Genomic DNA, 353 nt, shown 5'->3' with positions numbered 1-353 from the left:
GGGTGGCGGAGCAGGGGCTGCGGGTGCCCGGCCCGGACCGCCTGGGTCCGGCCGGTGACGGGGTCGAGAACGATGTAGCAGCAGCTGGCGATCTGGCCGGGGTCGAGGTCGATGAGCAGCCGGCTGGTGCCGCTCACCACCTCCTGCGGATCGTGCCCGCTGAGAGCGAAGGCCCTTACCGCGCTGCGCAGTTGGCCCATGGTCGCGGCCGCGGCGACTCCGAGCCCCTGGACGTCCCCGATGATCAGGGCCAGGCCGCGCTCCGTTTCGACGACGTCGTACCAGTCGCCTCCGATATCCATGCCCTGGGTGCCGGCGAGATACCTCCCGGCGGTGTCGACGTGTTCGAGTAC

Annotated in this window: 1 protein-coding gene; it reads right to left on the bottom strand. The window is 71.1% G+C overall.

The window, feature by feature from the left end; translation table 11 throughout:
* Positions 1 to 353, bottom strand: a 353-nt coding sequence (locus tag AC1DUE_RS20980) for a PP2C family protein-serine/threonine phosphatase (RefSeq protein ID WP_477041319.1), incomplete at both ends; no start/stop codon positions are given.

This window comes from Cellulomonas sp. P4_A2 (genome assembly GCF_056402515.1).
The sequence above is the reverse complement of the archived record's forward strand: the minus strand, read 5'-3'. Positions and strand labels throughout refer to the sequence as shown.